This window comes from Gordonia effusa NBRC 100432 (genome assembly GCF_000241305.1).
Taxonomy (GTDB): Bacteria; Actinomycetota; Actinomycetes; order Mycobacteriales; family Mycobacteriaceae; genus Gordonia; species Gordonia effusa.
On record NZ_BAEH01000050.1, the window covers coordinates 51,289 to 74,361 of the forward strand.

At 62.2% G+C, this 23,073-nt stretch carries 21 protein-coding genes, 4 tRNA genes and 1 pseudogene; 7 read left to right on the forward strand and 19 right to left on the reverse strand.

Annotation, left to right across the window (positions count from 1 at the left end):
- Positions 1-9: 9 nt before the first annotated feature.
- The 16 genes and pseudogenes from GOEFS_RS09090 to GOEFS_RS09165 all read right to left on the reverse strand — a co-directional run bounded on the left by GOEFS_RS09090 (position 10) and on the right by GOEFS_RS09165 (position 15,195).
- The gene (locus GOEFS_RS09090) at positions 10-765 is read right to left on the reverse strand and encodes a YebC/PmpR family DNA-binding transcriptional regulator (protein ID WP_007317606.1); all 756 of its coding nucleotides are present in this window, start codon (positions 763-765) and stop codon (positions 10-12) included.
- A 95-nt stretch (positions 766-860) separates the two neighbouring features.
- Positions 861-1,607: a pyridoxal 5'-phosphate synthase glutaminase subunit PdxT gene (gene pdxT / locus GOEFS_RS23780; protein ID WP_050949840.1), complete on the reverse strand. Its 747-nt coding sequence runs from the start codon at positions 1,605-1,607 to the stop codon at positions 861-863.
- Between the two features lie 20 nt (positions 1,608-1,627).
- Positions 1,628-2,485 (reverse strand): acyl-CoA thioesterase, encoded by an 858-nt coding sequence (locus tag GOEFS_RS09100; protein WP_007317608.1) that lies wholly within the window; start codon positions 2,483-2,485, stop codon positions 1,628-1,630.
- 68 nt (positions 2,486-2,553) lie between these two features.
- Positions 2,554-3,069 carry a response regulator transcription factor gene (locus GOEFS_RS09105; RefSeq protein ID WP_007317609.1) on the reverse strand — a complete coding sequence of 172 codons (516 nt, stop codon included), beginning with the start codon at positions 3,067-3,069 and terminating at the stop codon, positions 2,554-2,556.
- 165 nt (positions 3,070-3,234) lie between these two features.
- Positions 3,235-3,957, reverse strand: a complete 723-nt coding sequence (locus GOEFS_RS09110) for an FHA domain-containing protein (protein ID WP_007317610.1) — start codon at positions 3,955-3,957, stop codon at positions 3,235-3,237.
- A 272-nt stretch (positions 3,958-4,229) separates the two neighbouring features.
- A pseudogene (locus GOEFS_RS09115) lies at positions 4,230-5,087 on the reverse strand (PP2C family protein-serine/threonine phosphatase); the annotation flags it as partial.
- 155 nt (positions 5,088-5,242) lie between these two features.
- Positions 5,243-5,560, reverse strand: coding sequence for a putative endonuclease domain-containing protein (locus GOEFS_RS23035; protein WP_138917946.1), 318 nt, complete (start codon positions 5,558-5,560; stop codon positions 5,243-5,245).
- Between the two features lie 607 nt (positions 5,561-6,167).
- The gene (pdxS, locus tag GOEFS_RS09125; RefSeq protein WP_050949841.1) at positions 6,168-7,073 is read right to left on the reverse strand and encodes a pyridoxal 5'-phosphate synthase lyase subunit PdxS; all 906 of its coding nucleotides are present in this window, start codon (positions 7,071-7,073) and stop codon (positions 6,168-6,170) included.
- A gap of 162 nt (positions 7,074-7,235) precedes the next feature.
- Complete coding sequence (locus GOEFS_RS09130; RefSeq protein WP_007317614.1) at positions 7,236-7,757, reverse strand: LemA family protein; 522 nt, start codon at positions 7,755-7,757, stop codon at positions 7,236-7,238.
- The gene (locus tag GOEFS_RS09135) at positions 7,757-8,881 is read right to left on the reverse strand and encodes a glycosyltransferase family 4 protein (RefSeq protein WP_040524808.1); all 1,125 of its coding nucleotides are present in this window, start codon (positions 8,879-8,881) and stop codon (positions 7,757-7,759) included. Before GOEFS_RS09135 ends, GOEFS_RS09130 begins: the two co-directional genes overlap by 1 nt.
- Complete coding sequence (locus GOEFS_RS09140) at positions 8,878-9,837, reverse strand: phosphatidylinositol mannoside acyltransferase (protein WP_007317616.1); 960 nt, start codon at positions 9,835-9,837, stop codon at positions 8,878-8,880. Before GOEFS_RS09140 ends, GOEFS_RS09135 begins: the two co-directional genes overlap by 4 nt.
- Positions 9,838-9,839: 2 nt before the next feature.
- Positions 9,840-10,520, reverse strand: a complete 681-nt coding sequence (gene pgsA / locus GOEFS_RS09145) for a phosphatidylinositol phosphate synthase (protein ID WP_007317617.1) — start codon at positions 10,518-10,520, stop codon at positions 9,840-9,842.
- A complete protein-coding gene (locus GOEFS_RS09150; RefSeq protein WP_007317618.1) occupies positions 10,514-11,077 on the reverse strand; it encodes an ATP adenylyltransferase in 564 nt (187 codons plus the stop codon). Before GOEFS_RS09150 ends, pgsA begins: the two co-directional genes overlap by 7 nt.
- Positions 11,070-13,130 carry a threonine--tRNA ligase gene (thrS, locus tag GOEFS_RS09155; RefSeq protein ID WP_007317619.1) on the reverse strand — a complete coding sequence of 687 codons (2,061 nt, stop codon included), beginning with the start codon at positions 13,128-13,130 and terminating at the stop codon, positions 11,070-11,072. The genes GOEFS_RS09150 and thrS overlap by 8 nt, the downstream gene beginning before the upstream one ends.
- Before the next feature lie 120 nt (positions 13,131-13,250).
- Positions 13,251-15,017: a TIGR02611 family protein gene (locus tag GOEFS_RS09160; protein WP_170323150.1), complete on the reverse strand. Its 1,767-nt coding sequence runs from the start codon at positions 15,015-15,017 to the stop codon at positions 13,251-13,253.
- 106 nt (positions 15,018-15,123) lie between these two features.
- Positions 15,124-15,195, reverse strand: a tRNA-Val gene (locus GOEFS_RS09165).
- A gap of 226 nt (positions 15,196-15,421) precedes the next feature.
- Between GOEFS_RS09165 and GOEFS_RS09170 the strand changes: the two genes are divergently transcribed.
- The 4 genes from GOEFS_RS09170 (at position 15,422) to GOEFS_RS09185 (ending at position 17,530) form a co-directional block, all read left to right on the forward strand.
- A tRNA-Gly gene (locus GOEFS_RS09170) sits at positions 15,422-15,494 on the forward strand.
- A gap of 45 nt (positions 15,495-15,539) precedes the next feature.
- Positions 15,540-15,613: transfer RNA gene (locus GOEFS_RS09175), tRNA-Cys, on the forward strand.
- Positions 15,614-15,635: 22 nt separating this feature from the next.
- Positions 15,636-15,710: transfer RNA gene (locus tag GOEFS_RS09180), tRNA-Val, on the forward strand.
- Positions 15,711-17,278: 1,568 nt separating this feature from the next.
- Complete coding sequence (locus GOEFS_RS09185) at positions 17,279-17,530, forward strand: hypothetical protein (protein WP_007317622.1); 252 nt, start codon at positions 17,279-17,281, stop codon at positions 17,528-17,530.
- A gap of 19 nt (positions 17,531-17,549) precedes the next feature.
- Here GOEFS_RS09185 and GOEFS_RS09190 read toward each other — a convergent pair whose 3' ends face one another.
- Positions 17,550-18,263: a DUF1266 domain-containing protein gene (locus GOEFS_RS09190; RefSeq protein WP_007317623.1), complete on the reverse strand. Its 714-nt coding sequence runs from the start codon at positions 18,261-18,263 to the stop codon at positions 17,550-17,552.
- 47 nt (positions 18,264-18,310) lie between these two features.
- Positions 18,311-18,913: a mycothiol transferase gene (locus tag GOEFS_RS09195; protein WP_007317624.1), complete on the reverse strand. Its 603-nt coding sequence runs from the start codon at positions 18,911-18,913 to the stop codon at positions 18,311-18,313.
- A gap of 103 nt (positions 18,914-19,016) precedes the next feature.
- Between GOEFS_RS09195 and GOEFS_RS09200 the strand changes: the two genes are divergently transcribed.
- Positions 19,017-19,568, forward strand: a complete 552-nt coding sequence (locus tag GOEFS_RS09200) for a GNAT family N-acetyltransferase (protein ID WP_245549807.1) — start codon at positions 19,017-19,019, stop codon at positions 19,566-19,568.
- Positions 19,569-19,590: 22 nt separating this feature from the next.
- Here GOEFS_RS09200 and zapE read toward each other — a convergent pair whose 3' ends face one another.
- Positions 19,591-20,604, reverse strand: coding sequence for a cell division protein ZapE (gene zapE / locus GOEFS_RS09205; RefSeq protein ID WP_007317626.1), 1,014 nt, complete (start codon positions 20,602-20,604; stop codon positions 19,591-19,593).
- Between the two features lie 101 nt (positions 20,605-20,705).
- Here zapE and GOEFS_RS09210 point away from each other — a divergent pair, with 101 nt between their 5' ends.
- Positions 20,706-21,422, forward strand: coding sequence for a dihydrofolate reductase family protein (locus GOEFS_RS09210; RefSeq protein ID WP_050949842.1), 717 nt, complete (start codon positions 20,706-20,708; stop codon positions 21,420-21,422).
- Between the two features lie 36 nt (positions 21,423-21,458).
- A complete protein-coding gene (locus GOEFS_RS09215) occupies positions 21,459-23,045 on the forward strand; it encodes an alpha/beta hydrolase (protein WP_007317628.1) in 1,587 nt (528 codons plus the stop codon).
- The last annotated feature ends 28 nt before the right edge of the window (positions 23,046-23,073 follow it).

The following is a 23,073-nucleotide window of genomic DNA, read 5'->3' on the forward strand; positions in this document are numbered from 1 at the left end:
GTTGTGTCGCTAGTCCGCGTCGAGTTCGGCGAGCACGTCGTCGCTGATGTCGACATTGCTGTAGACATTCTGGACGTCGTCGGAATCCTCGAGGGCATCGATCAGTTTGAAGACTTTACGCGCGCCATCGGCGTCGACCGGCACCTCGACCGATGCACGGAAGTCTGCTTCGGCGGACTCGTAGTCGATGCCGGCCTCCTGCAGCGCGGTGCGTACCGCGACGAGATCTGTTGGCTCGGAGACAACTTCGAAAGTATCGCCGAGGTCGTTAACCTCCTCGGCACCGGCATCGAGCACGGCCATCAAGATGTCATCCTCGGTCTGATCACCCTTCTCCAGGGTCACCACGCCGCGGCGAGTGAACAGATACGCGACCGATCCGGGGTCGGCCATATTGCCGCCGTTGCGAGTCATCGCGGTTCGGACCTCGCCCGCCGCTCGATTGCGATTGTCGGTGAGGCATTCGATCAGTACCGCAACACCATTGGGGCCATACCCCTCATAGGTGATGGTCTGCCAGTCGGCGCCGCCAGCCTCTTCACCGCCGCCGCGCTTGCGGGCACGTTCGATGTTGTCGTTGGGAACCGACGACTTCTTCGCCTTCTGAATCGCGTCGTACAACGTGGGGTTGCCAGCGGGGTCACCACCACCGGTACGGGCCGCGACCTCGATGTTCTTGACCAACTTCGCGAACATCTTGCCGCGCTTGGCATCGATGGCCGCCTTCTTGTGTTTGGTCGTGGCCCACTTGGAATGTCCACTCATCGCGCTACAGCCTTCCCTCGCACACGTCTTCGGCACCCGCACGACGCTGGCGGGCCCGACCTTCAACGCCTCGCGGCGCATCAACCTCTGTGATCTTACCGACGTACCTTAGCGACGAAGTATTCGTGCACCCGTCGGTCGCCAGTCACCTCCGGATGAAACGATGTCGCGATCACATTGCCCTGCTCAACGGCAACGATTCGCCCGGCAGCACTAGCCGCCCCGCTCGCTTCGCTCCCGGCGACGGGCACATTCGTCCCGCTCGCTTCGCTCCCGGCGACGGGCACATTCGTCCCGCTCGCTTCGCTCCCGGCGACGGGCACATTCGTCCCGCTCGCTTCGCTCCCGGCGACGGGCACCCGCGCGAGCACCCGAACGCCGTTACCGGCCTCCTCGACCCAAGGCGCCCGAATAAACACTCCGCGCATCTTGGCCGCGCCCGGGCGATCGGTGATGCCGACGAAATCGATATCGGCTTCGAATGACTCCACCTGACGTCCAAATGCGTTGCGCCGCACAGTGATATCGAGGACGTCGAGATGCCGGGCGTCGGGCCGGGTATCCAGAATCCGGGAACTGAGCATGATCATGCCCGCGCATGAACCATAAGCGGGCAGGCCATCGAGCAATTTGTCCCGCAGCGGCTCGAACATACCGAAGACGCCCAGCAATTTGCTCACCGTCGTCGACTCTCCACCGGGCAAGACGATGCCGTCTATCTCGTCGAGTTCCCCGGCCCTTCGTACCGGCACGGCCTCGGCACCGCTCGCATGCAACGCGGCGATATGTTCGCGAACATCGCCCTGCAACGCCAATACCCCAATGACCGGACGCGCCGCCACGCCGGCTGGTTCGAGTTCACTCACCTAGCGTCCCGGCCGATCTGCTGTTCGAGAGTCTGATTACGACCGGTACGGGCCAGCCCTTCCTGCGTCACCGCAGCGACCATTCGGCCGGCCTGGTCGAAAATACGTCCCTGCGTCAACGCGCGACCCGAACCCGCCGACGGCGAAGTCTGATCGTAGAGCAGCCATTCGTCGGCGCGGAACGGGCGCATGAACCACATCGCGTGGTCGAGGGACGCTCCCTGCGGGTGAATGCCGGGATGGATGACATTGGCCGATCCGAGCAGCGTCATATCGGACATATACGCCAATGTGCAGACATGGAAAACCTGGTCGTCGGGCAGTCGGTGCCGGTAGCGAAACCACACTCGCTGTTGTGCCGCAAAGTAATCCGACGTCGAGAGCTGGTCGCGCGGCACCACCCTGATGTCGAAGTTCTCCCATTCGCGCAGAACCGCCGTCAGATGCTCGGGTGCCTCGTCGACGCGACTGACCAGTCCATCAGGGTCGGGGGCGGGTGGCATTCGGTCCTGATGTTCGATGCCCTCGTCATCGAGAATGTGGAACGAGGCCGACATCGTGAAGATGGCTTCGCCGTGCTGCACCCCGGTCACCCGTCGGGTGACGAAGGACCTGCCGTCGCGGATTCGGTCGACGAGAAAGACCGCGGGCACGTCCGGATCACCGGGTCGTAGAAAATAGCCGTGTAGCGAGTGGACGTGAAACGCATCCGGCACCGTACGCGTAGCCGAAATCAGAGCCTGACCGGCAACCTGTCCACCGAAGGTGCGACGCAGGTGGGAGGGGAAAGACGGCCCACGATAGATGTCGGCCTCTATCGCCTCAACCTGCAGGATTTCTTCAATGGTTGCCACGTCTTCAGTATCGCCTACCGTGTCGTCGCGGGTGCAACCACTCCCGCCGACACCGACGCACCCGCGAACTACAGCTCGTCGAGCGAGATCAACCCGTCCTGCACGGCACGGGCGACAAGCGCGGCCTTAGTTGGTGCGGGGCGGCCGATCTCGGCGTACTTCGTACGAATCCGGGTGAGATGGGTGTTGACGGTGCCCAGCGAGATGAAAAGTTCCTGCCCCACAGCGGGTTTGGAGTCGACGAGCAGCCAGGTTCGGAGAACCTCGGCCTCGCGTGGGGTAAGGACCGGCCGGGGCAGATCGGTGCGTACCCGCGAATCGGCACCCGCCGAAGTCTCAACCGTGGCGACATCTTCGATCGAATCATCTTCGGACACAGGAACTTTCACCTCACGAAGCAGCGGTCGACGACTCTGGGTCGCAGGTGCCGGCCAGGTGGCGGAGTGTTGCCCGGGCAGCTGCATCCGACGAGCGGCCAAGCGCGCCAACGCCTCTTCGCGGCGTCGGGCCGATTCGACGCGACGCCGAGCGCTGTGTTCGACGGCGACGCTGGTGTAACCCTGCGAGATCATGGCTGCGGTCATTTCCCTCATCCTCACTACCGTGTTGTGCCCCAACGCCTTTGAGGCGGCGAGCAGTTGACTTACTGGTGTTGAGGAGAACGCTATGAGAAATAGTCACACCCGTCGATGGGGAGAACTACCCATGATATAACCGCAGCTCAGACGGGGTAAATACGCGCAGAGACGCTAGGCGCCCTGCGCGTTGCGATGCGCTTCTTCATCGATCAGCGGTAAATCATCGCGGGTCACCACTCGGGATGCGATCGCATATTCGACAAGTTTGGTACGACGATTGCTCGCGAGTTTGCCACCGCCGCCGCGCATTCCGGACACCCCAAGCTGATCGAGTTTGTCGCAGACGTTATCGAGCTTGCGATTGAATTTCGTCAGCGACCAACCCAGCCGTGCGGCTGCCTGTGCCGACGACGGGATTGCGCTGGAGCCCGTTCCGTCGCGACGCAGAATCTGTTCCGCGAGAACGACGATGAGGACCTTCTGCGACTCGGTCAGTCTCGGTACACCAACCGTCGTCTGACCTAGTTTGATGTACGGCTGAGTCACTTCGCCAACTCCCGGCGCGCCAGCGAATACATCGAGTTCGTATGTCGTCGGACCGGCGGTGAAGACAATAGTTGTTTTGCCGAACACGAGCGGCATCCGCGCGCCCGGGCCGACCACTCCGGAAAACCCGACGTCGCCGGCCGAGACGCTCGCCGAGAGATGCGAGCCCAGATTCGACAGCCACCACATGCCGCCCTCGAAATGCAGCACGAGGAAGCGGCGGTGCAGATATGGATTGTTGTCGACGGACAGATCGGCCTCGCGCCCGATGAAGAACCGTTTTTCGGGCGATAGCGAGAATCGTTCGCCGCAGTATTCGACGAAAGTGCCGGTCTCGTCGGAACTCATCTGACCACGCCACCACCGCTGGACTCGTCGGCATCGGATTCGTCCGCGTTCGGTTCGTCGCTGTCTTGCTCGCGGTCGTCGTCTGCCGACAGTTCAGCGCTCGCGTCGTCGGCTGCGTTCTGCACCTCGACGTCGTCGGCTACCTCGATGTCACCGTCGCTTGGTGTGTCCGCGGGCTCGCTGACAGCAGCTTCGTCCGTCGCACCTTCTTCGTCGACAAGCTCGGCGTCCGCTACAACCCCGTCACTCGGGCCATCGGTAGACCCGTCGTCGGCATCGTCGGTATCCGAAGCACCGTCGGTCTCCCCGTCGCTGCCCGTATTCGCATCGGACGACTCAGCGTCATCGACCGCCGACACCGAAACCACGATTACCGTCACATTGTCGTGGGCGCCCAGCGCCAGCGCGGCATCGACGAGCGTATCGACCGCCTCGGCGGGCGTCGCGGCCGAATTCAGCAATTCGGTCAGTTCTTCGTCGGGCAGTTCTCCGGTGAGCCCGTCCGAACAGATCAACAGTTTGTCGCCGGGCTCGGTCTCGAAGGCGAAGAAGTCTGCCTGCGGCTCGGACATCCCCGCACCGAGGGCACGCGTGATCACGTTGCGGCGCGGATCGACCCGCGCCTGATCCGGCGTCATGAATCCGGCGTCGACGAATTCCTGCACCTGCGAGTGATCGATGGTGACTTGCTCCAGGATTCCGCCGCGCGAGCAGTAGGTGCGCGAGTCGCCGATGTTGAAGACCAACCAGTGCGGCGCTTCGGAATAGGTCACCAACACCGCACCGGTCGCCGTGGTTCCCGCGCGGCGATTGCTCTCCGAGTCGATATCACTGATGGCCTGCTGAGCCTGACGCAGCAGACCTTCGAGTTCATCGCGGGTGCCGTCTTGATCACCAAACTGGGGCGTCGCCGACAGCGCGAGCAGTGCGGCCTCACTGGCAAGTTCACCGCTTTCGTGGCCACCCATGCCGTCGGCGAGAAGGAATCGTCCCGGTAACACCAGGGCCGCATCTTCATTCGCCTCGCGCACGCGCCCGACGTTGCATGCCGCGGACCAGTCGAGCCGAAGCCCGCCTACGACATCAGATCCAGTCGCGGTGTCGTCCCGCACGATGTGTGCCGCTGTCATGATCAGCAGATCCTACTCATGTCGACAGCGCGCCAGATGATTACCACCCTGTATTCGCTCCCAGTTGCCTGAAACCGCACCGCACGACCCCGCCGAGGGCATATTGCCCTCGACGACACCAACAGGTGCGGTTTTCCGCAGCCCGGAGGTCATCGCTACCGCCGGTCTCGGTGCCGACCTGTGTCGGTCAGAGCGCGGATCTCGCGCAAAACAACAGGCCAGTCAAATATCACTTCGTCGTACATCAGTCGGATCACGATCCGATGCCCGATCAACGTTTGCCGATCAGGACGACTATCTGCCGTACGCGCCTGTTTTGATGTGTGAAATCCAGCGGAATCACATTCGATGACCAACTGCCCGACGACGAGATCCACCCGTCCGACTTCCTCGATCAACACCTGCACATCGACGTTGAATCCGAGCACGCGCAGGCGTAGCCGAACGATCGACTCGGTTCCCGACCATCGCATTTGGCCAGCATGAGCTCGACCTATCGCGGTACCGGCCCCATCGTCGTCGGAGCACATTCATTGAGGTGAGCTTCTTGTTGAGGGCACTGTCGACGGCCGCGACCCAATCCTCTTCGGACATACATCGCGCGGCGCATGCGAGTGCGGTCTCGACATCGTCGACCGCTCGACGAGTCGGTATCTGGCGTCCGAATGGCGCGCATCGGCGCTTCCCGGAGTCCTCACCGTGTCGACTGAGCCGCACATGAACGCCGTGATATCCGGGAGCTACCCAGATACCGCGCAGCCGCAGTGCCGACACGCAGGAGAGCACCCCACCGGCCTTGACCGCCATGGCAACGGTCTCATTGGCAGAACCTATCGCCCACCAGCACGGTCGCAGGTCGAGCAAGTCACCATTGCGCGCGGCGACCCGGATCGACGCAGTACTCTCGCCCATCCGCAGCAACTCAGCGGTCCGATAGACGCCCCAGTCTTCTCCCATACCGATTAGGACGTCGCGACCACCGGCTCTGGTTCCCCGACCGCTGGAAACAGCACCGTCCGGACCCGCCGGGGGCAATGTGCCCTCGGCCGGTCCGGACGGTGCGGTTTTCAGTAGCTAGCGTTACCAGCCGCGCTCAGCGAGGCGGTGCGGCTGCGGGATCTCGTCGACGTTGATCCCGACCATTGCCTCGCCGAGACCACGCGAGACCTTGGCCAGCACGTCGGGATCGTCGTAGAACGTCGTGGCCTGGACGATCGCGGCGGCGCGCTGTTCCGGGTTACCCGACTTGAAGATTCCCGAGCCGACGAAGACGCCTTCGGCACCCAATTGCATCATCATCGCGGCGTCGGCGGGGGTGGCGATACCGCCCGCGGTGAACAGTGTCACCGGCAATTTACCTGCCTTGGCCACCTCGACGACCAACTCGTACGGCGCCTGCAATTCCTTTGCGGCAACATACAATTCGTCTTCCGGCAACGAAGTCAGACGGCGAAGTTCGCCGCGAATCTTGCGCATATGCGTGGTCGCGTTGGACACGTCACCGGTACCGGCCTCGCCCTTCGAGCGAATCATCGCGGCACCTTCGGTAATCCGACGCAGCGCCTCGCCGAGGTTCGTCGCGCCACAGACGAACGGCACGGTGAATTGCCATTTGTCGATGTGGTTGGCGTAGTCGGCCGGCGTAAGCACTTCAGACTCGTCGATATAGTCGACGCCCAGGCTCTGCAGAACCTGCGCTTCGACGAAATGCCCGATCCGCGCCTTCGCCATGACCGGAATCGACACGGTGTTGATGATTCCGTCGATCATGTCCGGGTCGCTCATCCGCGAAACGCCGCCCTGCGCACGGATATCGGCGGGCACGCGCTCAAGCGCCATCACCGCGACCGCGCCGGCGTCCTCGGCGATCTTCGCCTGTTCGGGAGTGACGACGTCCATGATGACGCCGCCCTTGAGCATTTCCGCCATCCCCCGCTTTACCCGAGCCGTGCCCGCGCCGCCGGTGCCGCCGTCGGCGCCGAGAATGGTCGGGGTGTCCGGTCCGGGCTGCGCCCCTGACTGGATATCGCTCACGTGGTAACTCCTGGAGTAGTGGATTTGTGACTTACGGGGTACCCACCTGGTGAACAGAGTGGCCCAATCAAGTTTAGGCCAGCGTTGAGCAGCCTTCACAAACGGACGCCGCCGTCAGGGCGTTACGCGCTCGATGATCTCAAAATAGCGCGGAATCGGCGCGCGACCGGCCAGCCGCAGCCACCGGACGAGACGACGTCGCGCCAGGCTACGGGTATCTCGCACGGCATCGTTGTAGAAGCGACGAGCCATCATCACCCGCGTCTCGGCGTCGGCCAATTCTGTTGCGAGAGCGACCGGACGGGCACCGACCTCAATCCGCCCCAGAATCGACGACAGTTGGTTCTCCGCGGTTTCGCGAACATCCTCGTCAGCGGCCTCGGCACGATCGGCGGCGATGATGAGTTCGCGCCCCGTTTCGCCCATCTCGTTGTCGGCACCGTCTCGCAGTGCCGCACCGATCGTGCGCGCGACGACGGCACGCCGGTCCAGCGATGACAAGAGCGACTGACGGGCAAGGTCGACGCGGACGTTGAGTCGGTCGAGACGATGCGCCGTACGGTAGGCCCAGCCGAGGGCAACGACCACGACGGCACCCGCCACGATCAGCGCGATCGTAGTGATGATCGCGCCCATCAGTCCACCACCGCGACCGGCCCGGCGCCGAGGGTCACCGTCTCGTACACCCGCATGATTTGATCCGCCACCTGCGACCAGTCGTACCGCCACGCGTGTGAAAAAGCCGTCTCGACCAGTTCGGCGCGCGCGGCGTCGTCGGAGAGCAGTTCGATGAGTGCGGCGCCTAGTGCCTCCCCCGATCCGGTGGCAACCAACTTTCCCGCACGCCCGCCGTCGAGAACTCGTGCAAAGGCATTGAGGTCACTCGCGACCACCGCCGCCCGAGCCGCCATCGCCTCGACCAAGACGATGCCGAAACTCTCGCCACCCAGGTTGGGCGCGCAATAGACATCGGTCGATGCCAACGCGCGCGCCTTGGTCTGGTCGTCGACTTGACCGAGGAAGACCAGATGGCGGGCCAGGTCACCGGCCCGACGCGTTAACGCCCGCTCATTGCCGCCACCGACAATGAGCACCCGCAGGTCGGGAAACTTCTCGACGACAGCGGGCAGGGCTCGCATCAGAATGTCGATCCCTTTGCGCGGCTCGTCATAGCGGCCCAGAAACAACACGGTGCGTCCGGGGCGCGGGTAGCCGTCTAGGGGGGTGGCGTCGGCGAACATCGATACGTTGATGCCGTTCGGAATCTCGACCGCGTCGGAGCCGAGGGATTCCATCTGCCAGCGTCGCGCGAGCTCACTGACCGCGATCTTGCCCGAGATTCGTTCGTGGTACGGACGAAGAACACTCTGAAAGGTGCTGAGCCACAACGACTTAGTGGTGGCGGTATGAAAGGTCGTGACGATCGGCCCGTCGGCCACCATCAGTGACAGCATCGAGATCGACGGCGAGTTGGGCTCGTGGACGTGCATGACGTCGAACCGATTCTCGGCGATCCAACTCCTCAGTCGCCGGTAGCCGGTCGGACTGAAATTCACCCGTGACACCGACCCGTTGTACGGAATCGCCAAGGCCGGCCCCGCCGAAACCACGTAGTCGGGTAGCACCGTATCTGGGCCGGCCGGCGCGAGCACGCTCACCTCATGGCCGCGTTCGATGAAGACCTGCGCCAACTCCACGACATGCGCCTGTACGCCGCCCGGGACATCGAATGAGTAGGGACAGACCATGCCGATTCTCACGACGCGGCTCCCCCGGCTTCGCCGTCGATGGCCGCGTTCGCGATGCGCTCACGACGCTCGTGCGACCAGTCAGACTCCCAAAAGGGTTGCAGCATATGCCAATCGGCGGGGTGAGCGGCGATATTCGCCGCGAACGCATCGGCCAGACGTTGCGTTGTCACATCGACGCCGGCCGACGTATCGAGTTCTTCCCCGCACACGAGCCGCGACGTCGCGCCCTCAGTGAACCAATGGTGTACCGGAAAGAGCGCGGCACCGGTCTCGATGGCCAGTTTCGCGGCTCCGGCAGGCATTCGCGTCGGCTCACCGAACATCGTGACCGGAACCCCTTTGCGGGTGAGGTCACGTTCGCCCATCAGGCAGATGATCTTGCCGTCGCGCAGTCGATCCGCCAGCTGCGCGAACGGTGGCTGTTCGCCGCCGGTCAGCGGGAAGATCTCGAATCCCAGGCTCTCTCGGTATTCGAGGAATCGCCGGAATAGCGACTCGGGTTTGAGTCTCTCGGCGACCGTGGCGAAGGTTCCATAGTGCTGGACCAGCCAGACGCCGGCCATGTCGTAATTGCCGCTGTGCGGCAGGGCGAAGATCACCCCGCGTCCAGCTCGCAACTGCGAGTCGAAATGTTCGATGTCCTCGTCGGTGATGTGGACATTGGCCGCGGCGGTCGCGAAATCCATTGAGGGCAACCGAAATGCCTCGTACCAGTAGCGAGCATAGGACGCCATCGACGCTGCCATTAAATCGTCGGGTACCTGCGCCGGCGAGACGCCGAGGACTCGAGCGAGGTTGCGCCGCAACTGATCCGGCCCACCACCTCGGGTACCGAAGTATCCGCCGGCAGATCCGAAAGCCTTACGTGCCAACCCATCTGGGGCGTGACGGATCGCCGCCCAGCCTGCACGGTAGCCGGTATCGGTGAGGGTGTCCCGCAGTGTTTCGAGCCCGAAGTTCGGCATGGTCAGCGAGTTTCGGTGTTATCGGTCGCGTCGATCCCCGGATCGTCGTCCGGCGTCGATGTCGCGATCGGGATGAGTTCACGTGCACCTGGCGAGCGCGCGATGGACACCATGCGCTGCCCGACCGTGATGATGCTAAGGACGGCCAGCACCCACATCGCGACGTGAATGGCCCACCACAGCCCCAGTCCTGTGAAGCCGGCCCCCACAAGCACGATGATCAGCCGGTCCGGACGCTCGATCAGTCCGCCATCACCGTTGAGTCCACTGGCCTCGGCTCGAGCCTTCGCATAGGAAATCACCTGGGAGGTGACCAGACAGATCAGCGTGGCGACGAACAGCCATTGATGTGGCTTGGTCACGATGCACCACCAGCCGAGACCTGCGAAGATCGCGCCGTCGGCGATCCGGTCACACGTGGCGTCGAGGACAGCGCCAAACCGGGTGCCGCCACCGCGGGCGCGTGCCATCGCTCCGTCGAGCATGTCGAACATCACGAAGAACCAGATGACCATCGTGCCCCAGAACAGATGGCCCGCGGGAAACAGTGTCGCCGCCGCCGCGATGGAAGCGACAGTACCGATGATCGTCATCGCATCCGGGGTCAGTCCGGTCCGCAGCAAAGCCCGGCCCATCGGCAGCGTCACCTTCGACACCGAGGCTCGCCCGAGAATACTCAGCACGAAGTCTGATCCTGCCATGCCTGCGCGAGCAGTGCGCGGGTGTCTCGGAGCAGTTGCGGCATGACTTTGGTCTCGCCAATTACGGTGATGAAGTTGGCATCGCCGGCCCACCGGGGCACCACGTGCTGATGCAGATGCTCCGACAGTGAACCACCGGCCGAGCGACCCAAATTCAGCCCGACGTTGAACGCGTCGGGGTTGGAGACCTGCTTAATCACCGCGATGATGCGCTGGGTGAAGGCCATCAGCTCCGCCGATTCCTCCGCGGTCAGCGCTTCCAAATCAGCAACCTGCCGATACGGCACGATCATCGTGTGCCCTGGGTTGTACGGGTAGAGATTCAGCACCGCGTACACCGACGACCCGCGCGCCACGATCAGACCGTCGTCGTCGTTCATCGCCGGGATGTCGAGGAACGGATGACCGGTGGTGGTGGCCGGCGTCGGCTCGGAGGTGATGTAGGTCAGCCGGTGGGGCGACCACAGCCGTTGCAGATGATCAGGTTTACCCGTGCCGCTGTCGCGGAGCGCGCCATACGCGTCGGGGATGTCAGACATCGTCGGTCCCCGGTGTAAGCAGTTCCGCCGACGGTGATTCGTTGCGTCGCGAGGACACCCACGCGGCGATTTTCTCGACAGCGTCGACGACCGGGACACCGTTGATCTGCGTGCCGTCGCGGAACCGGAAACTCACCGCGCCTGCTTCGACGTCGCGTTCACCAGCGAGCAGCATGAATGGCACCTTACCCGTGGTGTGCGTACGAATCTTCTTTTGCATCCGATCGTCGGAATAGTCGACCTCGGCGCGAATCCCCTTGTCTTTCAACAGGTCGACCGCATTCTGCAGGTGGTCCGCAAACGCTTCGGCAACCGGAATGCCGACCACCTGAACCGGCGAGAGCCAGGCGGGGAAGGCGCCGGCGTAATGCTCGGTCAACACACCGAAGAAGCGTTCGATAGAGCCGAATAGCGCGCGATGAATCATCACCGGCCGCTGCTTGGTCCCGTCGGAGGCGGTGTATTCGAGGTTGAATCGCTCGGGCAAATTGAAGTCGAGCTGGATGGTCGACATCTGCCATGTCCGACCCAGCGCGTCTTTTGCCTGAACCGAAATCTTCGGCCCGTAGAACGCGGCGCCGCCCGGGTCGGGAACCAGTTCCAGACCTGAGGCGGATGCCACCTTCGACAGTGTCTCGGTTGCCTCTTCCCAAATCTCGTCCGAACCAACGAATTTCTCCGGGTCCTTGGTCGAGAGTTCGAGGTAGAAGTCGTCGAGGCCGTAATCGGAGAGTAGGTCGAGCACAAACTGCAGAGTCTTGGTCAGCTCGTCGTGCATCTGCTCTTTGGTGCAGTAGATATGCGCGTCATCCTGCGTCATTCCCCGCACCCGCGTCAGGCCGTGTACCACGCCCGACTTCTCGTACCGATAGACCGATCCGAACTCGAAAAGTCTCAGTGGCAGTTCACGATACGACCGTCCACGGGATCGGAAGATCAGGTTGTGCATCGGGCAGTTCATCGGCTTGACGTAGTAGTCCTGGCCCGGTTTGCGGACCGTCCCGTCGTCGTTGTATTCGGCGTCGAGGTGCATCGCCGGGAACATGCCGTCGCGGTACCAGTCGAGGTGGCCGGAGACTTCGAACAGGTGCCCCTTGGTGATGTGGGGCGTATTGACGAACTCATAACCGGCCGCGACATGTCGCTGACGCGAATACTCTTCCAGCTCTTTGCGAATCAGGCCGCCCTTGGGGTGGAAGACCGGCAGCCCCGACCCCAGTTCGTCGGGGAAGGAGAAGAGGTCGAGTTCCAGACCGAGCTTGCGATGATCCCGACGCTCGGCCTCGGCGAGAAGCGCGAGATAGGTGTCGAGCGCTTCGGCCGATTCCCATGCGGTCCCGTAGACCCGCTGCAGATCGGCATTGTTCTGATCACCGCGCCAGTACGCGGCCGACGACCGGGTGAGCTTGACCGCCGGGATGTACTTGGTTGTCGGCACATGCGGCCCTCGACATAAATCGCCCCAAATACGTTCTCCGGTACGGGGATTCAGGTTGTCGTAGGCGGTGAGTTCTCCCCCGCCGACTTCCATCACCTCTGGATCGTCGCCCGCGCCCTTGTCGTCGACCAGTTCCAGCTTGTACGGCTCATTCGCCAACTCGGCCTTCGCCTCGTCGAGCGAGTCGTAGACGCGCCTGGAGAATCGCTGCCCCGACTTGATGATCTGCTTCATCTTCTTCTCGAGCTTTGCCAGATCGTCGGGGGTAAACGGATCGGTGACGTCAAAGTCGTAGTAGAAGCCGTCACGAATAGGCGGACCGATGCCGAGTTTGGCGTCGGGAAAGATGTCCTGCACGGCCTGAGCAAGCACATGCGCCGCGGAGTGGCGGATCACACTGCGGCCGTCCTCGGTGTCCGCGGCTACCGGCTCGACATCGGTATCGACCTCGGGCGCCCACGACAGATCCCGCAGTTTTCCATCTGAATCACGTACGACGACAACGGCCTGCGGCCCTTTGTTGGGGAGCTCGAGTTCGCGCAGCGCGGTGCCCGCGGTAGTCCCGGCCGGCACACGGATCGTGGCTGCGCTGGTGACTATCTGGTGGTCGGGCACTGGTGACACTCCTTTGAGGGAACGAGCCGCGTTCGAACGCGGCAGAACGTGCATCGCCGACGACGATGCCTGCAAGTATGGTATCTGCGCGCGCCGACAAGACTTGCGGCGCGTTGGGGGTTAGTCGAAGATCGGGCTAGCCAGCCAGGTGGCGTCGATGCCGAACCAGCCGCCGACCATCGACCACATTCCGAACAGCCAGAGGGTCAGCAGGACGATCGCGCAGGTGGCAAGCCCGAAAAGGCCTTGCACCCATAGTGGTTGGCGTTTTATCCAGTCGAGCCACGCGTCGTATTTTCCACGTGCGAACTGTAAAACACGGTGCGCCCACGCGAATTCCGACGCCAGGATCGCCAACCCGAGGAAGACGATCAACCATCCCGGTCCGGGGTACGGGATGGTGACAAAGCCGACGAGCAATACGGCGACCCCAACCACACCGACGCAGATTCGGTAGGCGAGGTGGAGTTTGGGGTTCGAGTGCACGACGTACCGGAATTTGCGCGCTCTAATTCTGATTGCGATCCACCTTAGGTCTGATTGATGAACGGAAGTCAGCGTCAATACGACAGTGACGGCCAACACCAGGAGATAGCAGCCAGCGTAAAGCAGCGCGGGCGGAACGTTCCACCAGCTCGACGCCGGGTAGCGCGGCATCATGAACAAACCCAACGCGATGGCGTGATCCGAAGTCAGGTGACGTCCCGAGCCGAACCAGTTGTACACATAGGTGAAACTGAGCGCGACCAGCCCAATGGGTAGAGCCAGGTATCGCCACCAGCGGCGTCGGCGTGCGAGCCAGCCGCGATAGGCGGCGTCGAGGGCGAGGATCAGCAATGGGACGAACCACACCCAGTGGTGCCCCCACGCGAAGGGCGAAACCGCACACGACGTCATACCGACGATGGTCACCGCGAGGAGTTCCCGGCCGGTTCGGTACGCACCAACGGCGGCCCACAGTGCCAGCGCCGCAACAATCACCGCCGCACTGATCCATAGCCATCGCGGAGCATCGAATGCCGGCGGCCCAACTTCCTGGTGGACCAGATAGCGCCGGACGTCGAAATAGGCCATGAGTTGGGATAAGAATCCGTGCACCGACTGATTGGCCGGTGAGTCGACGCGACCGACTCGCTGGGCGCCGCCGACGTCCTGGGTCCAGTACGACCACGCGTCGTGCGGAATGACCGCGAAGCCGACGGCGACTGTCGCGGCCAACGTCGCTGCTGCCGTCGCGCATGCTCGCCATTGTCTGCTGGCGGCGAGGTAGATCAGGAAGAAGCCTGGCGTCAGCTTCAACCCGGCGGCGAGTCCGGTTCCGATGCCCCGCCAACGTCCCGCAGCGCCTGGTCGTCGGCGGACTAGGTCGGCGATGACCAACAGGACAAGGAAGATGTTGATTTGCCCGAGCCAGATCGTCGTGCGGACCGGTTCGAGCGCGGTTACCGCGACCGCCAAAAAGATTGCGGCCCAATACATTCTGACGTCGACTCGATAGCCCAAGCTGCGGAAGGACAAGACGATAATCGCCACCAGAGCGAGGAATGTCGCGATCCACCAGGTCAACGCGGCGTTGGTCATGCTCAACGCGGCAAGCGGGCTGAAGACAATCGCGGCCATCGGCGGATAGGTGAAGTCGAGCTTCCAGAGCACCGGCTGCGCGTAGAGCGGTATGCCATCGAGCACGGTCCGCCCGCCCGCCCGGTAAACCTTCAGGTCGGTGTAATTCTGGAACAGCCCGTAGAGCTGGTTGTCCATCGGAATGGCGGTCAGGTGCCAGATAACGACTAGTCCGGCAAGCACAGCAAATCCGGCGACAACCGGCCAACCTAGCGAGATCTGCGCTCGGCCTGCCGAGCCCTGAACACGCGAATCGACCCGGGGCACGAGGTGAGAATACGGGAAGGTCTGCTGAAACTGTCCCCGCCACGACGGCAGACGGCGATATAGCGTCTGCTCCCACCACGGGGACATTTCCAGTGGAAATAGAAAGTGGTCCCAGCTGGGTTCGAACCAGCGACCTCTCGCGTGTGAAGCGAGCGCTCTTCCACTGAGCTATGGGACCGGACGGGAACTCCCGTACACGAGGGACGAGACTAGCATGGTTGCCCCCCGCCTAACCAAATCGAATTCTGTCCGCTCGGCATTCGGCGCGGTGACGAATGACATCGCTGTAACGCGGCTCGGAAACAACCACAACCAGCGGATTTGGCGAACAGCGATGGCATCCGATAATGTTTCACCTCGCACCGCGAACGACACCACGTACGGATCGGACGCAGTGTGGGAATGCGGATGTAGCGCAGCTGGTAGCGCATCACCTTGCCAAGGTGAGGGTCGCGGGTTCGAATCCCGTCATCCGCTCGGAGTGAGTCCGTCAAGGATTCGCAGCGAGTTCCACTCGCATTTGGTGGTGTGGCCGAGTGGTGAGGCAACGGCCTGCAAAGCCGTCCACACGGGTTCGATTCCCGTCGCCACCTCCACCACACCGAATTTCATAGTCTCGCGCGATTAGCTCAGCGGGAGAGCGCTTCCCTGACACGGAAGAGGTCACAGGTTCAATCCCTGTATCGCGCACCACGGTTTACGCAGGTAAGGCTCCCTTTCAAGGGAGCCTTTTCTCGTTGGTGTGGACGACCTGTGGACACTTGATCCTCGCGGGTGCAGTCTGCGAGCATCACACGTATTGCCCGTTTTGCGACTGCCACAATTCGGACTTCATATTGCCGACCTCGCCCAATTCATGCTTTCATGCATAGAAAATTCATGTTGTCGCATATTGCGGCCGAGCATTAGGGACCAGGGATGTTTCGTCGACTCGGGGCTGGTGGTTCCCAGGCAGCCGCAACTACACACCACCCTCCGGCTCAGTGGCGAAAATTAGTCACGACTACGATAATGGTGTTGCTAATATTTCTAACCTTGGGATCTCTCCTCATGCTCGCACTTCAGTGTGCATTTGGCGATCCCGTAAAGGTTGCGGCCAGTTACGCTGTCCCCTACGCCGCGGCGGTTCTATCGGCCACTTCGTCCGGCGGGTCCTCACCCAAACCCGGCCTTTCTAAGGTTCAAGTACGCGGACTCCGACTTGCGACGGGACTATTTTTCGTAGCAATCGCCGCCATCGGCGGAAATATTGCTAATGAGTTGGTTGGAAGTAGCGGGACCCTTCGATCAATCACAGGCTGGACCCTAACCGGAATTACACTCCATCTCCTAAGGTATGTACACGGCGCAGTGAAGGATTCTCCATTTCACAAGAATGGCCTCGCAACGAGAGACACGCAACACGGCAAATCGCTCTGGCGCGATCAGTGATCCGCCGGGGCGCCTTGCCACATATCAACGCGTCAGAAACATCGAATAGCCCACCTCAATCGTCGGCGATTTACTGCTATCTCGCCAAAATGAGAAAGATCGGATTCTGATGGTCCACACCATATATTGGGGCACTATGGGAGAATCAGAAACCAACGATGATCTCCTTCGGTGGGCATCGGAGGCGGATGGCGAAAATGAATTACCATAGACGCGATACCTTGTTCGCCCTAGGTACACCAACGAGTAGAAGGTGGTCCGCGCGGAAAGCTGCGTTCTGCGTAGCAGCAGCGGTTTCCGTACTCCAGTTCACGGGATGTGATACCACACCACACGACTTCCGACCAATATGTGTCAATTGGGATTTAACGAACGATAGGGGAACTCGCCTTCCGAACTCAGCCTGCGAAAATTCGACAACCGACGAAAACAGACTGTACATGCGCCCAGGCACGCCTTACCCGAAAGTTGGAGACCAAACCAATGCTCAGGGATTTCTCCAAACTCCAATAGCGGCGTACTACAGCACGACACTTCTTCCCGAAGATGCCGGTGTAGTGCCAGGTGAGTACAAGCAAATGCCCAAGAGATGATGTCCGCTCGCCGTCTAGGTACACAGAACATGACCCCCGCTATACAGTGCATACAGCAGCGGCAATTTCACCAAGGGCAAGGACGATCAGGACGGGGAACGAAAGCGACCCTATCGATCTTCCGGGCAAGAACGGCAAGCCAGGCGCTAAAATTTTGTATAGGTGGCTTGTTCACCAGACGGAAGCATTCGATTGGTTACACCATTTACTGGATTCGCAGATTGAGGTAACTGCCCAATGAGAGAAAGACCAGATGACCCCCGCTACTTGGCCTCCGTCGAAGTCACTACCGACAGGTTCGCCGACATAGAGGATGGCGTGAGAAAAGGGGCTCGCGGTACGGTCCTTGAGATCTATACGGAGCCCGGCACCGGAGTTCATGTTTACGAGATATTCTTTCCGGACCCCATCGACCATGGCGACTCCACGAGCGTTGTCGCCTACGCTGAGGATTTCCGAATCGTGCCGCCGAAGTCCGATACGGCGTAGACGTTTCGGTGCCCCCAACTCACCACGGCAATCGAATCCACGGGCTGCTCAGCTCTGTCAGTAGTGAATTGACCGCCGGGACAGTCTGATCCAATGACTTCGCCACCGCACCGGAACCTTCGTCGCAGCACCACATCGCACGCCCGACCACGAAGGAATTGCCGAACTCTCGCCAGTCGGCGAACGTATTACGCGCTCGCACAGCACCTTCCACGACGAGCGGCAAAACCTCGTCGGGAGTGGTCCAGCCGGCAGCGACGGTACGTCGCGCCAACATCGCCAACCGGACCACATCCCACGCGTAGGTCGAGGGCGGCAGCGGCGAGGGCATCTGCGGAAGCGCAAGTGCCGCAATAGCTTCGCCAGCCACCGCCGATCCGCCAAAACCATGCTCGGAGCGCAGGGCACGTAAAAACTCATGCCGATGTTCTTGCGGCGCACCAACAGCTGGCAGCACGCGCGAGATAAGTTGATCGAGTTGCGGCCCGTGCATTCCGTCGAGCAGCGCTGTCATGGTCGCCATGGCGTCGTCATGGCCGCGGACGCCCCAACTACGCTTGAGCACCGATCGGTTCGCGATTCGGAAAGTGCTGTTGTAGTCGAGATCATCACAGTGATCGGCGGTCGGACCATCACGAGTCTCAATCGCCAGATAGATCGCACCCGCTGCGAGACCGCGCACCTGCTCCGTCGTGTATTTCGGAGCATCCAGCCACCTATAGACGATCGACATCGCTCGAATCTAGCCGACGCCGCCGCACGCCACTATCCACACCCCGATCAGCCCCGGTCAGCACCGATCGTCGCGGGCGGCGGCACGTACGGTGTGAAGAACTGATTGGCCGGCGCGCCTTCCAGAGTCATCACCAACGCCGGCACCGACATTCCGTCGATCTGCTCGCGGATGATGTCGGCGTGACCGGCGTGGCGCGCATATTCCTCGATGAGATGATTGAGGAAATAGCGAACGCGGATCGGACGAGCATCGTAGATGCCACTCCAAGGCGCTGGCGGCGCGAGGGTCTCGGCACCCGGCTCGCTAGTAAGTACTAGTTCTCGCAGGGTGCGCCGCGCAGCGTCGAAATCGTCGAGTAACGCATCGACCGACTCCTCGGCGCTGACCACAAAACCCGCGAGATAGTCCGCGATGCCGGCCTCCGATATTTCCGGAGTCGCGTCGGCCCCCGACAGTCGATCTATAGCACCACGCATTCCGTCAAGTGTGTGCTTGATCAGACCACCGATGGAAAGGTCACTGCGACAGGGAGTCTCGCGCAATTGATCGGCAGTGAGACCGAAGGCGGCCGCGCGGATCGCATCAAGCTGTTGGTCAATGTAATTAGCGATGCTGGTTGCTTCGTCGTCGCGCTGGGGCAGGTACATGTCGAGTCTCCTTGTCGAGGTGGTTGCTTTCACACACGAGTGTGCAACCCCTTCCGGACAGTTTCTGTCCGCTTCTTTGCCGACTTTCATTCGCTACCGTGTTCTGGTGACCGTGAATCCCAATGTGTCGGTATCGACAGCCACCGACGCCAACCTCGCCGAAGCGATCGCCAACGTCGCCGCCATCACCTTCCCGCTCGCCTGTCCCCCACATTCGCCGCCGGACGCGATCGCCGATTTCATCGCGAATCAGCTGTCCCCGAACAACTTTCGCGGCTATATCACTCGCGACAATGCCGAAGTGCTAGTCGCACAACAGGATTCACAGATCATTGGCTATTGCCTGGTATTGCACCGCGATCCACCCGACCCCGACGTCGCCGCCGTCGTGACCGCTCGCCCAGTGTCGGAGATCAGCAAGATGTACGTACTCCCCGACCATCACGGCGCGGGCGCGTCACACGCACTGATGACCCGCGCAATCGATACGGCACGCGCCCGCAAGAGCGCGATCGTCTGGCTGGGAGTAAACCAGGAAAACCTTCGGGCCCAACGCTTTTACGCGAAAATGGGCTTCGGCGTCGCCGGAACCAAGACCTTCAATCTGGGCGCCACCATCGAGCACGACTACGTGATGACGCGGCTACTCGACTGACGAGCCATCGCGGCTCGTCGTCCTACACGCCCGCTTCGGCGAACCGGGACAGGGCGAGCAGGCGCGACGTCGCGCGCAGGTACTTCTTCTTGTACCCGCCGTTGAGCATTTCCTCGGTGAAGATCTGGTCGAGTTTGGCGCCCGACACCATAACCGGCACGCCGGCGTCGTACAGGCGGTCGGCCAGCACGACGATGCGCAATGCGACCGACTGATCGTTAACTGGGTGCACCTGCCTCATACAGACCAGCGTGACTCCACCGACCAGCGCCTTGTACTTCGACGGATGCAGGGTCGCCAGATGTGTGCACAGGGCGTCGAAGTCGTCGAGGGTCGATCCATCGGTTGATTCAGCCAGCGCGGCAAGTTCGGCATCGGTATGCGGGTCGGGTGCCGGCGGCAGGTCACGATGCCGATAGTCGGGACCGTCGACGCGGATGGTTTCGAAGATGCCGGAGAGCTTACGGATTTCGCGCAGGAAGTCCTGAGCGGCGAACCGCCCCTCGCCGAGCTGTCCCGGCAACGTATTCGACGTCGCCACAATCGACACACCCTTGTCGGTCAACTCCGCCAGCAATCGGGAGACCAACATCGTGTCCCCAGGGTCGTCGAGCTCGAACTCGTCGATGCAGATGACACTGTGACCGGCAAGGCGCTCAACGGCATTGATGAAGCCGAGCGCACCAACCACCTGGGTGATCTCAACGAATGTCGCAAATGCCTTGGGACCGGGCATCGAGTGATAAATCGACGCCAGCAGGTGAGTCTTGCCCACGCCGAATCCACCGTCGAGGTACAGGCCGATGCCGTGCGGCGGAGGTTTGCGGCCGAACAGGCCACGTTTCCCGCTCCGAGCCTTGGTCGCACGCTCGACGAAGCTACGCGCCGCAGCGACCGCCTCGGCCTGCGACGGCTCGTTGGGATCGGGGATATAGCTGTCGAAACTGACGTCGTCGAAGGTCGGCGGTGGCACCATCTCGGCGATCAGCGCTTCCGGTGCGACAACCGGGTTTCGATCGCACAGCTTCGACGCCATCAACGCGCCTGACCGGCCGCGGCGACCCGAGCGGGCCTGCGATTTTTGGCCACACAAGTATTCATGCAGGCAAGGGTAACCAGCCCAGGCACAATGGCATGGTGTTCCTATTACATAAAGCGACCCAGGTCACAGACCCGGTACCCGAGTCCGGTACTGAACTGAACGAATGGCTAAAGCGTGCCTATGCCTATCCAGCGGGCGATAAGCCGTACCTCCGGGTCAATTTCGTGGCTTCGGTCGACGGCTCGGCGACTATCGACGGCCGGTCCGGCGGTCTCGCCAACGCCGGGGACAAACTCATCTTCCACGTACTCAGAGAACTCGCCGATGCCATCATCGTCGGGGCGCGCACCGCGGTCACCGAGAACTATGGCGCCCCCGAGCGCGGCCTACTCATTCTGGTCTCCGCGTCACTGTCGATACCGGTCGACTACGAAGCGTTGTCGTCGTCGCGGGTAGTGGTTGTCACGTCAAAGACGGCCGATGCCGCCAGGCGCGCCCAACTCGTCGATGCCGGCGCGACGATCATCGACGGCGGCGAGACCGCGGTCGACCTGCCGGCGCTGGTCGACTACTGCCGAGAACGCGGTCACACCAGCTTGCTGTGCGAAGGCGGTCCATCACTATTCGGCTCGCTGCTCGCCGACGACCTGGTCGACGAATTGTGTCTGACCACCTCGCCGACGCTGGCTGGCGGCGTCGGGAGTCGAATTGCCCACGGCCCCAACCCAATCGACCTGCGCCGTGTCCAGTTGGACCAGTTGATCGGCGATGACGACGGATACCTCTACGCTCGTTGGACCCGGCGGGCCTGACCGACTGTGCCATCATCTCCGACTACCCTCGCCGGTATGCGACCTCGCCTGATCCTGGGCGCCTGCGTTACCGCGGCGACCATTCTGCTCGCCGGCTGCGCCACCGGCCCCGACACCGGCCCCGCTGCGATCACCGGTGGTAATGGTGGTGGCGATAACCCGTCGCCGACGACATCGAACGCGCCCAAAGCGCCGGTTCTGCAGGCGCCGCGCACCGATCTCGCCTGGACTGACTGCGCGAAATCGGTCCTCGACCGCTTCAAAGTCGCCGCGCCGGCAACCGGCACCGCTATCGAATGCGCATCGTTCACCTCGCCGATCGATCCCAACGCGGACTCCGAACCGCTCACCATCGATGCGGTTCGGCTCCGGACCGCATCGACGCCCAAAAACGCACCACCGGTGGTCCTGACCACCGGGACCGACTTACCCGCACAACGTGCCCTGTTGATGCTGGCCTCGGGCGAGGGAAAGTCGATGCTCGCACGCAATCCGGTCGTCGCGGTGGAGATGCGAGGTAGTGATTCTGGCTCGGCAATCGACTGCATGACGATGATTGACGCGTCGACCATCGTCAACAACGGAATCGCTGGCTATCCCGGACCGCTGCGAGCACCGGCCAACGCGACAACGCCGCAGCGAATCGACCGGCTGGCAAAAGCCGCGTCGTCGGCTGCGGACACCTGCACCGACACTCTGTCGCCCAATCAATTGAGTTTCAGCACCCAACTGGCCGCCAGCGATCTCAACGCGTTACGCGCCAAATGGGGTGTCGACCGACTCGCGATCCTTGGTCTAGGCAGTGGTGCCGACGTCGCGTTGTCCTATGCGGCGCAATATCCCGACCGCGTCGGCCGACTGATTCTCGACACACCGACGTCGTTCGGCGCTAACGCCCGCGATCGGGCGGCAACGTCGGCGACCGGCGTTCAACGTGCGTTGACGAGTTTCGCCCAGCGATGCTCCCAACTCCCGCAATGCGCGTTGGGCGCCAATCCCCAGGCGACTATCGCGTCTGTCCTGTCCAAGGCGAACCGCGGCGAGTTCACCGACCTATCCGACACAAACGTGCTCACAGCCATTACCACCGCTCTGGGCACCGCACTCACCGACGCCGACCGCGTGGCACTGGCCGCCGCGATCGGCGCCGCCGACAGAGGTGACACCAAATCACTCACCGCATTGGTCGGCGTGGCCACGCGATTGCGGCAGAGTCAGCCACAGCTGCTCAGCGCGTGCAACAGCTCATCGGGATCGGTCGGTCTCGACCAGATTCCCGGCCTGATCACCACCTGGACCAAGCAGAACCCGCTGACCGGCACCGATGCCGCTCTTGGGCTCGTCCGGTGCAACGGTTGGGGCACGACGCCCGCTGCCAAGGCCCCAACCGCCTACGTCACGCCGCCACTTGTGCTCGCCGCTACCAACGACCCGATCAATGGCAGTGATGTCACGACGCTGGGGTCCGGATTCGCTAAAGCGGGGACCACTCCGATCTCCCTCAGCTGGGACGGGCTGGGCTACTCGGTCCTGGCCCACAGCTCCTGCGCGGCGGATACGGTGAGCGACTATCTGAAGCCAGAACCGCTAGCGGGACCGGCCGAACGCGCATGTCCAAGCTGACACACGCGCGTGGTATTTTTCCTCCGCA